General features: G+C 65.0%; 10 protein-coding genes. 3 read left to right on the top strand and 7 right to left on the bottom strand.

Annotated features, from left to right (window positions below; translation table 11 throughout):
- Positions 1–85: 85 nt before the first annotated feature.
- The 7 genes from CEW83_RS00960 to CEW83_RS00930 form a co-directional block, all read right to left on the bottom strand.
- Positions 86–886, bottom strand: coding sequence for a MinD/ParA family ATP-binding protein (locus tag CEW83_RS00960; RefSeq protein WP_108947670.1), 801 nt, complete (start codon positions 884–886; stop codon positions 86–88).
- A gap of 1 nt (position 887) precedes the next feature.
- Positions 888–2,342: a flagellar biosynthesis protein FlhF gene (flhF, locus tag CEW83_RS00955; RefSeq protein WP_108947669.1), complete on the bottom strand. Its 1,455-nt coding sequence runs from the start codon at positions 2,340–2,342 to the stop codon at positions 888–890.
- Positions 2,343–2,527: 185 nt separating this feature from the next.
- Positions 2,528–4,633, bottom strand: a complete 2,106-nt coding sequence (gene flhA, locus CEW83_RS00950) for a flagellar biosynthesis protein FlhA (protein ID WP_108947668.1) — start codon at positions 4,631–4,633, stop codon at positions 2,528–2,530.
- A gap of 11 nt (positions 4,634–4,644) precedes the next feature.
- Positions 4,645–5,787, bottom strand: coding sequence for a flagellar biosynthesis protein FlhB (gene flhB, locus CEW83_RS00945; RefSeq protein ID WP_108947667.1), 1,143 nt, complete (start codon positions 5,785–5,787; stop codon positions 4,645–4,647).
- A 173-nt stretch (positions 5,788–5,960) separates the two neighbouring features.
- Positions 5,961–6,371, bottom strand: a complete 411-nt coding sequence (locus tag CEW83_RS00940) for a DUF192 domain-containing protein (protein WP_234419107.1) — start codon at positions 6,369–6,371, stop codon at positions 5,961–5,963.
- 85 nt (positions 6,372–6,456) lie between these two features.
- Positions 6,457–7,077, bottom strand: a complete 621-nt coding sequence (locus tag CEW83_RS00935; protein ID WP_108951114.1) for a pseudouridine synthase — start codon at positions 7,075–7,077, stop codon at positions 6,457–6,459.
- Positions 7,078–7,159: 82 nt separating this feature from the next.
- On the bottom strand, positions 7,160–8,092 hold the full coding sequence (locus CEW83_RS00930; RefSeq protein ID WP_108947665.1) for a LysR family transcriptional regulator: 933 nt from the start codon (positions 8,090–8,092) through the stop codon (positions 7,160–7,162).
- Positions 8,093–8,449: 357 nt separating this feature from the next.
- Here CEW83_RS00930 and CEW83_RS00925 point away from each other — a divergent pair, with 357 nt between their 5' ends.
- The 3 genes from CEW83_RS00925 (at position 8,450) to CEW83_RS00915 (ending at position 12,070) form a co-directional block, all read left to right on the top strand.
- Complete coding sequence (locus tag CEW83_RS00925) at positions 8,450–10,117, top strand: ABC transporter substrate-binding protein (protein ID WP_108947664.1); 1,668 nt, start codon at positions 8,450–8,452, stop codon at positions 10,115–10,117.
- Positions 10,118–10,214: 97 nt separating this feature from the next.
- Positions 10,215–11,168 (top strand): ABC transporter permease, encoded by a 954-nt coding sequence (locus CEW83_RS00920; RefSeq protein WP_108947663.1) that lies wholly within the window; start codon positions 10,215–10,217, stop codon positions 11,166–11,168.
- Entirely contained in the window at positions 11,165–12,070 is a 906-nt protein-coding gene (locus CEW83_RS00915) for an ABC transporter permease (RefSeq protein WP_267896491.1), read from the top strand. Before CEW83_RS00920 ends, CEW83_RS00915 begins: the two co-directional genes overlap by 4 nt.
- The last annotated feature ends 6 nt before the right edge of the window (positions 12,071–12,076 follow it).

Raw genomic sequence — 12,076 nt, 5'->3', positions numbered from 1 at the left:
GCGGCCGCTGGCGCGTTCAAGGAGGTCCATTTTCCCGCACTGGCGTTCGCATTGCTAGCAGGATAGGTCAGCGGCATCACAATACTCACTCCCTGCGCACCTGCCCGTCCGGCCGGCTACGTGCCATCACCGAGAGACGACGCAGGAACGCGGCCTCCGGCTCGCGCGGCGAGGACATCGACTGCGGCTGCGACAGGCCTTCTGCGATGTCGTCGCGCTCGATTTCGCCCAGCCATGCCAGCGGCACGCCGACATGGCGGCGCACCAGGCCTTGAAGGCTGGAGAAGAAGCGCTCTGCATCGGCCCGGTTGCGGGCACGGCAGACGGCCACGTGCAGCGACCCGGCACCGGCCGCCGCGAGCTGCTTGATGACTTGATAGGCTTCGGTCGCGCCACTCGCGCTCGCCTCTGCGACCAGCAGCCGACGCGGCGCCGCATGCACAAAGGGCGACGGGTCGCTGGCCGAGCTCTGACCGGCGTGGATCAGCACGAACCCGGCATGACGATGAAGGACCCGCAGCGCTTCGACCAGACATGCGCGACGCGCATCGTCGAGCAGGGGCAAGGCCAGTGCAGCGGCGGCAGCGGGCACACGTCCGAGCAGACCGGGCACCGGCTGCAGCAGGCCGGCAAGCGTCAGCCGACCATCGAGCATTTGCAACAGATCCGGGCCCGCCGGCAGGTCCAGTGCAGCGGTCAGGGCCTCGTCGCCGGTCGCCTCGTCGAGCAGCAGCACGCGGTGCGCATGGCCGGCAATGCGATGGGCAGCACGCACCGCATTGTGCGTGCGATAGCGACCGGTAGCATACAGCGCCACCACGCCCGGTGGTGCGTTACGGAACAAACGCCGCAGTCCCGCCGCCTGGTCTTCGCGTCCGTCGATCATGTCAGGCTCCCTGGCCCGCAGCTGCGAGCATCATGCCGGCCTCATCCCCGTTGAGATGCCAGGGTGACTCGCCCCCCTGCTCGCGCAGAGCGCGATGAAGGAGGTAGGCGCGGTTTGGAAGGTGCAGATCTTCCGGCACGCGCTGGCCATTGGTCACGTAGAACACATTCAGGGCGCGGCGCACGGCGACGTCGATGGCCGGTGCCAGCGAAGCGGCCTCGTCCACCTTGGTAAAGATGCAGCCCGCCAGATCGGGACCGGCGTAGGCACGCACGACATCGTCCAGCGTGTCGCCGCGGCAGGTTGCGTTGAGCAGCAGCAGGCGGCGGACGTCGCCGGCGCCGCTGAGCATGGCCGCCTGCTCGGCCACCATGCGGTCGCGCTGGCTCATGCCCATGGTGTCGATAAGCACGATGTGCTTGTTGCGCAGCTCGCCAAGGGTCTGACGCAGGTCGGCTGCATCGCGCACCGAGAACACCGGCACGCCGAGAATCCGGCCATAGATCCGCAGCTGCTCCTGCGCCCCGATCCGGTAGCCGTCGGTGGTGATCAGCGCCAACTTGCCTGCACCATGACGCAGCACGCAGCGTGCAGCGAGCTTGGCGGTGGTCGTGGTCTTGCCGACACCGGTGGGGCCCACCAGCGCATAGACGCCGCCGCGATCGATGAGGTCATCGTCGGTCGAGCGCGCATTGAGCTTGCGGTCGAGCATGGCACGCACGACGGCATGCGCCTGATCGGGCGTCGCATCCTCCGGAATCGCTTCCGCCAGCTGGCGGGCGGTCGTACCGGAGAAGCCGGCTTCGAGCAGTTCTCCGAGCATGGCCGCGCGGGCGGGTGCATGGCGGCGGGTTTCACCCCAGGCAAAGCCTGCGAGCTGGCGTTCGATCATGCCGCGGATGCCCGTCAGCTCGGCCATCAGTTTGTTATTGGCTTCCTGCAATTCCCGCACACGGGCGTCTTCGGCGGCGCGAGCGGACGGACGCTCAACGACGGGCGCAGCCTGGCGACCACCGTCTTCCACCGTCACCCGCGAGCGCATCACGGCTGCACGCTCCGGTGCCGGCGCTGCATTGCTGCGCGGTGCGGGCGCGCTGGTATCGATACGCGGCGGATTGAAGGGGCGCATCACCGGATCGGGGTTGCGCCGTGGCGGCTGCGGGGCAGCACTGCGCGGCACCACGCCGGCGGCCAGCCCCGACAGGCTGAGGTGAAAGTCTTCATCATCGATCGGTGCCGCCATCTGGCGCGTCGGCGCCGGAGCGGGCGCACGCGGAGCAGCAGGCGCCGGGCGCACGCTTTGCAGCGCACCCACGGCATCGGCAGGCAGCGCCAGAATCTCGACCCCACCCTCGACTGCCCGGTTGGACAGTACGATGGCATCGGCACCGAGCTCTTCCTTCAAGGCTCGCAGTGCCTCACGGGCAGTTGGAGCAAAGTAGCGCTTAACGTTCATGATGAATCTCCCGACTACAGCGCTTTGCGCGCATCCTGGAGACGATTATGCGGCGGACCGGTTGTGCGGCATGGGCGGAATAAACCGGTTTTCCCCCGCTTATTCCCCTTGCCGGAAAGTCATAAGGCGCTTGCCGCTGTCAGGCGCAGCACGCAGCCCTGGGGGGCTGCGCGACGGGCGTTCGATCAGGTCGGAGTGCCGACCATGCCGGTGATGCGGATGGTGCGCGACTCCGGCACTTCGCCATTGGAGATGACTTTCAGCGAAGGCACGGCACGGCGCAGGAAGCGCGACAGCAGCATGCGCAGCTGCGCCGGAACCAGCAGCACCGGCGGCAGGCCGATGTCTTCCTGGCGCTGGGCAAGCTGCGCCGTCTGACGCAGCAGGGTGTCGGCCAGACCCGGCTCGATCGCCCCGCCCTCGCCGCTCGCACTCATGGCCTGCAGCAGGATGCGCTCGAGACCGGGCTCGAGCGACATCACCTGCACTTCGGCATTGCCCGGGAACAGGCTCTGGACAATCGCGCGCCCCAGCGCCTCGCGTACCTTCGCGGTGAGCTCGACCGGATCCTGAATGCGCGGCGCATGTTCGGCCAGCACCTCGATGATGCTGCGCATGTCGCGGATATTGACGCCCTCGTCGAGCAGGTTCTGCAACACCCGCTGCACGGTGGAAACCGACAGCAGTTTGGGCACCAGATCCTCGATGAGCTTGGGCGCGTCCTTGCCGATATGGTCGAGCAGCGACTGGGTTTCCTGCCGCCCGAGCAGCTCGGCGGCATGGTTGAGGATGACGTGATTGAGGTGGGTCGCCACCACCGTGCTCGCGTCGACCACCGTGTATCCGAGCGCATGCGCCTGCTCCCGACCGCCGCCTTCGATCCAGAATGCAGGCAGGCCGAAGGCCGGATCCTTGGTCTCGCGACCGCTCAGCGGCCCCGACACACGACCCGGATTGATCGCCAGGAACTGCCCCGGATACGCTTCGCCAGTGCCGATCTCGACCCCCTTGAGCGCAATCCGGTAAGCATTGGGCTTGAGCTCGAGGTTGTCGCGAATATGCACCGGCGAGGACAGGAACCCCACCTCCTGCGCAAACTTGCGGCGCAGGCCGCGAATGCGCTTGAGCAGTTCACCATCCTGCCCCTTGTCCACCATCGGAATCAGGCGGTAACCCACCTCCAGCCCGAGCACATCGACCGGCGCCACATCGTTCCAGCTTGCCTCCTGCGATTCGGCCGGCTGCTGCGCCGCAGCCGCCTGCGCCGCCGCGGGCGCCTCTGCCGCCTGCAACTCCTCGCCGATGCGCTTGTGCCGCATCCACGCCAGCGCGGCGAACATGGCCGCAAGCAGGATGAACACCACGTTGGGCATCCCCGGGATCAGGCCGAGCACGCCGATGATGATGGCGGTCAGTCCCAGCACCTGAGGGTTGGAAAACACCTGGTTGATGACCTGCCCGCCAATATCGCCCTCGTCGCCGACGCGGGACACGACCAGACCGGCCGCAACCGAGATGATCAGCGCCGGAATCTGTGCCACCAGGCCGTCACCAATGGTGAGCAGCGTATAGGTGCGACCCGCCTCGCCAATCGCCATGTCGTGCTGCATCACGCCGACGAACAGACCGCCGATGATGTTGATGACCAGGATCAGGATGCCAGCGACCGCATCGCCACGGACGAACTTGGACGCACCGTCCATCGCGCCGTAGAAGTCTGACTCCTGCCCGATCTCCTTGCGTCGGCTCTTGGCTGTCTTCTCGTCGATCAGACCGGCGTTGAGGTCGGCGTCGATCGCCATCTGCTTGCCCGGCATCGCATCCAGGGTGAAGCGCGCGCTCACTTCGGCGATACGGCCGGCACCCTTGGTGATGACGACGAAGTTGATCAGGGTGAGGATGACGAACACCACCAGACCAACCGCCGTATTACCGCCGACCAGGAAGCTGCCGAAGGCCTCGATCACCTTGCCTGCCGCATCGCCGCCGCCATGGCCTTCGAGCAGCACGATCCGGGTCGAGGCCACGTTGAGCGACAGCCGCAGCAAGGTGGTGACCAGCAGCACGGTCGGGAACACCGAGAAATCGAGCGGTTTCTTCGAGTACATCGCCACCAGCATCACCATCACCGAGATCGCGATGTTGAAGGTGAAGAAGACGTCGAGCAGGAACACCGGCAAGGGCAGCACCATCATCGACAGAATCATGATGATGAGGATCGGTGCCGCCAGCGTGCGCAGGTTCTCTGGCGTGATCAGCGCGCGCAGGTTCAGGGTATCGTTCGAGGCCATGGGTCAGGCATTCACTCTTCGGGGGCGCCGGGGTCAAGCCCCTCGGGCACCGGCAATTCGGCAGGTGGCTGCGGCGGCAATCCGCCTTCGGCCACCCAGTTATTGAGCTGATAGACGTAGGCCATCACCTCGGCCACGGCAGTAAACAGGGTTGCGGGCACCGCCTGCTCCAGTTCGCAGTGCGCATACAGTGCGCGTGCCAGCGGCGGCGCTTCGAGCATGGCCACCTTGTTCTCGCGCGCGATCTCGCGAATCTTCAGCGCCAAATCGCCGCGCCCCTTGGCCACGACGATGGGCGCAGCCATCCGGCTCGCATCGTACTTCAGCGCCACCGAGAAGTGCGTCGGGTTGGTCACCACCACGTCGGCCTTGGGCACCTCGGACATCATCCGCCGGCGCGCCATCTCGCGCTGCATCGCACGGATGCGGCCCTTGACCTGCGGGTCGCCCTCCTGCTCCTTGCCTTCGCGCTTGACCTCTTCCTTGGTCATGCGCAGTTTCTTGTGGTACTGCCACAGCTGGAAGGGCACATCCATCAGCGCCAGCAAACCCAGACTGGTGGTGATCATCAGCGCCGCAAAGGCCACCGTGTCGGCAAAGTCGGGCATGCCCACTTCCAGCGGCTCGACCATCAGATCGAACAGGTGATCCTTGTTGACCCACAGCACGATGGCCGACACGCCGCCCACCAGCAAGGATTTCAGGATGGCCTTCACCATCTCGGCCAGGCCGTGCACCGAGAACATCCGCGCCAGCCCCTGCAGGGGATTCATGCGGCCGAAATTGGGCCCCAGCGCCTTGGGGGAAAACACCAGACCGCCGAGCGCAATGGGGGACGCCACCGCGGCCACGAGCAGGGTCAGGAACAGGGGCATCATGGTCAGCAGCGCGCCGCTGAGCAGCGTATTGAAGCCGTCGAGCATGAGCACATGGTCGAAGGCCATCTCGCGCTCGAACGCAAACGAGCGTCGCAACAGCCCGAACAGACGGTCCGCCATCCAGTCGCCGAGCAGCCACAGCGTCGCCACCCCGGTCATGGTGATGAAGAAGGTCGACAGTTCGCGCGACTGCGGAACCTGCCCTTCCTCGCGGGCCTGCTCTATTCGTCGTGGTGACGCTGGTTCGGTTTTCTCGAGATCGCTCTCTTCTGCCACGATCGGCTCCGGTAACGCCCTGCCATGCAGGGATCAGCATGGACGCAGGACGACGTGGGGCAATTATCGCCGGCAGCGAACAAGACCCGAAGCCGGATAAGCGCGGAGAAAACCGCGTAATTCCTGCGCTGCGAAAAGTGCTGTCAGTCTGTGTGCCGGGACTGCGCGCGCGCTCAGCGCGGCGCCGGCAGACGTTCGGTACCGCGGATCAGGTCACCCGCCTTGATCCCGCGCTCGCGAAACCAGCCCAGATTCATTTCCAGCGCAAAGCGCGCTGGCGCGGCCGCGCAGTGGTTGTCTTCGGTCTGCGGCTGCATGTCTTCGATGTTGAGGATGCGCCCGCCGTCGTCCAGAAAGGCCACCGAAAGCGGCAACAGGGTGTTCTTCATCCACATGCAGTGCTGCGCATTCTGCGGAAAGACGAAAACCATGCCGCGATGCGCAGGCATGCTCTTGCGATTCATCAGCCCGAGCTGACGATCCGGGCCGGTGTAGGCCACTTCGGTCTCGATGCGGAACATGCCGGCGCCGAGTTCCGCGACCTGCATCTGCGCGCCCACGATCGCCGGCACGAGTGCCGCCATCAGCCCGCCAATCCGCAACACCTGCCCAACCACGCCCATCATGCTCATCGCTCGTTTCCGTCGGCTAAATGCGTTTGCGCCGATTCTACCGCCTGCGGGGCACGTTCCGCCGCCCACCTTGCTTGCGCGGTGGCGCTGCAGCGGTGGTCTGCACCAGACCGGCGGGCACCGGCACCTCGCGCGACTGTCCCGGCAGCAGGCCATCCAGCGACCAGTCCCCGATCGCCACGCGCACCAGGCGCAGGGTCGGCAGGCCCACCTTCGCCGTCATCCGCCGCACCTGCCGGTTCTTGCCCTCGCGCAACACGATCTCCAGCCACGCGGTCGGCACCGTCTTGCGAAACCGCACCGGCGGATCGCGCGGCCACAGCCAGTCGGGCTCCGCCACGCTGCGCGCCTCGCACGGCCGGGTGACGAAGTCGCCCAGATCCACCCCGACACGCAACTGCGCAAGCGCGGCATCGTCCGGTTCACCTTCGATCTGCACCAGATAGGTCTTGGGCAGCTTGTGGCGCGGATCGGCAATCCGGTGCTGCAGCGCGCCGTCGTCAGTGAGCAGCAGCAAACCCTCGCTGTCGGTGTCGAGTCGTCCGGCCGCATACACGCCGGGCACGGCGACATGATCCTTGAGCGTGGCGCGCCCGGTCTCGTCGGAAAATTGGCACAGCACCCCGTAGGGCTTGTTCAGCAGAATCAGTCGCGACACCTTGCCCACCCGTTTGCTTGATCACTGGTTGAACCGCAGCGCGCGCGAGCGCCGGCGCCAACCATGTTGAAGACACGCCAGCTCACCGTGGCTCGACCTCGGCGCCATGCAGCTCGCGCAGCCGACTGGTGAAGTGACGGGCAATGCGCCCCGGCGCCGGGCTGCGCGCGATCGACACGTTCCAGTCGCAGCGATACTGCAGGGTATCCGAGGGAATCCGCCGCAGTACGCCCGCCTGCTCGAAGGACTGCGCATAGTGCTCGGGCAGAAAACCGAGATAGCGTCCCGAGCGGATCAGCACCACGCTGCCCTCCTGCTCATGCGCGCGCGCCGCCGGCTGCAGCCCGAGACGCCAGAAATGCTCCATATTGGGCGAGTGATAGCCCAGGCCGACGAAGGCCGCAGTGCGCAGAACCGCGTCATCGGGCGTGGCACCACCGCGCAGCAGCGGGTGGTCGGGTGCGCCGTACAGCCACATCTGCTCGGAGAACAGCGGCCAGCTCAGCAGGCTCTCACTGGCGCGATGAAAGGGGTGGATGGCGACCTGAAACCGACCTTCGAGCAAGCCCTTCTCGATCGGAATCGTCCCGGCCACATGCAGATTCAGATTCACCCCGGGCGCCTCGGCACCAAAGGTGGCGATGGTTTCCGCCAGCTTGCACTCGGGATTGGTCACGAATTTGTCGAACACCGCCAGGTTCAGTTCGCCACGCATGCCTCCATGCAGCCCCGCCACCTCGCGCCTGAAGCCCTCGATCTGCGACAGCAGCCTGCGTGCAGCATCGAGCACCGTTCCGCCTTCCTCGGTGAGCGCAAAACCCGAGCGGCCACGCTCGCACAAGCGCACACCGAGCCGGGTTTCGAGGTCCTTGAGGTGACGGCTGATCACCGAGCGACTGATGTTGAGCCTCAGCTCGGCTGCAGCCAGTCCACCGGACTCGGCAATCGCAATGAATATCCGGAGCAGACGAAGGTCGGCTTCGGCGAGGTTGGTCAGGAGTGCGCGGGATTTCATGGCGTGATTGTTTCATAAACATGAAACGTTAATTTCGCTATTTGTAGTTTTCTGCACCAAACGCTGTCTCTAAGGTAGTCACAAACGCGGAACGAATCTTGTTCGAAGTGCTGCGGTCACCAAACTGATGTCAATTCCCCAAATTGGTGCATGCGCAAGAGCGTTTCGTATAACGGCAAGGGCTGTCACATAACGGAACTGAACCTCCATCGCAGCCCGAACCAAGCGGAATCAGCGACATACGACATATTTAGTAGAAACACTTCAGGCCTGGCATGACGCTTGCGAAATGCGAGGCCTGAAGCCCCAGCCAGAAACGCTTTCATCTTCATCTCAACCCTAGCGAGGATTCACCCCATGAGCACATGCAATCGGCCCACCCGTCGGCTAACCGCCCTGATCGGCAGCACGCTTCTTGCGCTGTCGTTCGCTTCCAGCGCCGTGATGGCACAGGAAAAGGTGCTCCGCATCGGCATGACCGCGGCCGACATTCCGCGCACCCTGGGTCAGCCCGACCAGGGCTTCGAGGGCAACCGCTTCACCGGCATCCCCATGTACGACTCGCTGACGCAGTGGGATCTGTCCAAGGCCGATGCTCCGAGCGTGCTGATTCCCGGCCTGGCAACGTCATGGGCTGTCGACGCTGCTGACAAGACCAAGTGGATCTTCAAGCTGCGGCCCGGCGTGAAGTTCCATGACGGCTCCGCCTTCAACGCCGACGCCGTGGTGTGGAACGTGCAGAAGGTGCTGGACAAGACGGCAAAGCATTTCGACGCCAGCCAGGTCGGCGTCACCGCCTCGCGCATGCCCACCCTGCGCAGCGCGAAGAAGATCGACGATCTGACCGTCGAACTCACCTCTTCCGAGCCGGATGCCTTCCTGCCGATCAACCTGACCAACCTGTTCATGGCCTCGCCCGCACAGTGGGAAGCCAAGTTCAAGGCCGTACCGGCCAGCGTCACCGACGTTGCAGAGCGCAGCAAGCAGGCATGGATTGCCTTTGCTGCAGATGCCTCCGGCACCGGCCCGTTCAAGATGGTTTCCTTCGCGCCGCGCGAGCGTCTTGAAGTCGCCAAGAACACCGGCTACTGGGATCCGAAGCGCACACCGACAATCGACAAGGTCGTGATGCTGCCGCTGCCCGAAGCCAACGCCCGTACCGCCGCCCTGCTCTCGGGCCAGGTGGACTGGATCGAGGCACCGGCACCGGACGCCATGGACCAGATCAAGAGCCGTGGCTTCAAGATCTACTCCAACCCGCAACCGCACATCTGGCCGTGGCAGCTGTCCTTTGCCGAGGGCTCGCCGTGGCTGGACAAGCGCGTGCGTCAGGCCGCCAACCTGTGTATCAACCGTGCCGAACTGAAGGCCTTCCTCGGCGGCATGATGGGTGAAGCCAAGGGCATCGTGTCGCCCGACCATCCGTGGTGGGGCAATCCGAAGTTCGACATCAAGTTCGACCCCGCAACCGCGACCAAGATGATGGCCGAAGCCGGCCACACCGCCGACAAGCCGCTGAAGGTGAAGATCCAGGTTTCGGCCTCGGGTTCGGGCCAGATGCAGCCGCTGCCGATGAACGAGTACATCCAGGAAAGCCTGAAGCAGTGCAACTTCGACGTTCAGCTCGACGTGCTTGAGTGGAACACGCTGTTCACCAACTGGCGCAAGGGCGCGAAGGACCCGTCGGCCAACGGCGCCAACGGCATCAACGTGTCGGCCGCCGCGATGGACCCCTTCTTCGCCATGGTGCGCTTCGTCAGCACCAAGACCTTCCCCCCGGTTTCCAACAACTGGGGCTACTTCGGCAATGACGAGTTCGACGCCCTGATCGCGACCGCCCGCACCAGCTTCGACGACAAGACGCGCGATGCCGCCCTTGCGAAGCTGCACGCACGCATCGTGGAAGAGGCACCGTTCATCTTCGTCGCCCACGACGTCGGCCCGCGCGCAATGTCGGCCAAGATCAAGAACGTGGTGCAACCGAAGAGCTGGTTCATCGACATCGCCACGATGAAGATGGACTGATTGTCCCGAATCGCGCCGCGGCATCGCGGCGCGAACCGGGTTTGCCGCCGGCCGGCGCGCCGGCGGTTTTTTGTACAACGACCCACAGGGCCGAACGATGATCTTCTATCTCCTGCGCCGCATCATCTACACGATTCCGATCATGATCGGCGTCGCCTTCTTCTGCTTTCTGCTGGTGCATATTTCGCCGGGCGACCCGCTGGTTTCCATCCTGCCGCCCGATGCCTCGATCGAACTGCAACAGCAGCTGATGAAACTCTACGGTTTCGACCGTCCCTGGTACGAACAATTTGCCAACTGGTTCTGGCGTGCGCTGCACGGCGACCTCGGCACCTCGATCGCCTCCGGCCGCTCGGTTTCGATCGAAGTCATGCGTGCAGTCGGCAACACCCTGATGCTGTCGTGCATGGCCACCCTGATCGGCTTCCTGTTCGGCAGCCTGTTCGGCTTTGTTGCCGGCTACTTTCGCGACTCCTGGGTGGACCGTGTGGCCTCCGCACTGTCGGTGCTCGGCGTGAGCGTGCCGCACTACTGGCTGGGCATGGTGCTGGTCATCATCTTCTCGTCGCAGCTGATGTGGCTGCCTGCAACCGGCGCCGGCCCCGGCGGATCAGGCGAATGGGCCTGGGACTGGGCTCACGTCCAGTTCATGGTGCTGCCCGCGATCACGATGTCAGTCATCCCGATGGGCATCATTGCCCGTACCGTCCGCGCCCTGGTGGCCGACATCCTGGCGCAGGAATTCGTGGTCGGCCTGCGCGCCAAGGGCCTGACCGACTTCGGCATCTTCCTGCACGTGGTCAAGAACGCCGCCCCCACCGCACTCGCAGTGATGGGTCTGCAACTCGGCTACCTGCTCGGCGGCTCGATCCTGATCGAAACCGTGTTCTCGTGGCCGGGTACCGGCTTCCTGCTCAACTCCGCCATCTTCCAGCGCGACATGCCACTGCTGCAGGGCACGATCCTGGTGCTGGCCACCTTCTTCGTCGTGCTCAACCTGCTGGTGGATGTGCTTCAGACCACCCTCGACCCGAGGATCCAGAGATCATGAACATGACTGCGACTGCCGCAAGCCTCGCCCCCGTGCCCGCTGCCGCCGAACCCGTCGAGCGCTCGCCTGGCTTCTGGTCCGGCGTCGGGCGCAAACTCATGCGCGACCCGGTTGCACTGGGCGCCGGCGCCGTGCTGCTGATCCTGATCGTGATGGCGATCTTCGCCCCCATGCTGGTGCCGTCCGACCCCTACGCGACCTCGATGTTCAAGCGCCTGAAACCGATCGGCTTCGAAGGCTTTCCGCTGGGCTCCGACGAACTCGGCCGCGACATGCTGTCGCGCCTGATGCTGGGCACGCGCCTGTCGCTGTTCATGGGCATCACCCCGGTGCTGATCGCCTTCGTCATCGGCAGCGGCATCGGCATCCTCGCCGGCTACGCGGGCGGCCTGGTGAACACGCTGATCATGCGCACCATCGACATTCTCTACGCCTTCCCGTCGGTGCTGCTCGCCATCGCCCTGTCGGGCGCGCTCGGCGCCGGCATCGGCAACGCGCTGCTGTCGCTGACCATCGTGTTCATTCCGCAGATCGCGCGGGTGGCAGAAAGCGTCACCACCCAGGTCAGGGGGCGAGACTACGTCGAAGCGGCACGCGCATCAGGTGCCAGCCCCTTCACCATCGTGCGGGTCCATGTGCTGGGCAACGTGCTGGGGCCGATCTTCGTCTTTGCAACCAGCCTGATCGCGGTATCGATGATTCTCGCCTCCGGCCTGTCCTTCCTTGGCCTCGGCGTACGCCCGCCCGAACCCGAATGGGGCCTGATGCTCAACACCCTGCGCACCGCAATCTACACCCAGCCCTGGGTGGCGGCCCTGCCCGGCGTGATGATCTTCATCACCTCGATCTCCTTCAACCTGCTGTCCGACAGCCTGCGCTCGGCGATGGACGTCAAGAGCTAATCCAGG

The organism is Parazoarcus communis (genome assembly GCF_003111645.1).
Classification (GTDB): domain Bacteria; phylum Pseudomonadota; class Gammaproteobacteria; order Burkholderiales; family Rhodocyclaceae; genus Parazoarcus; species Parazoarcus communis_A.
This window is presented reverse-complemented; position numbering and strand designations above follow the sequence as displayed.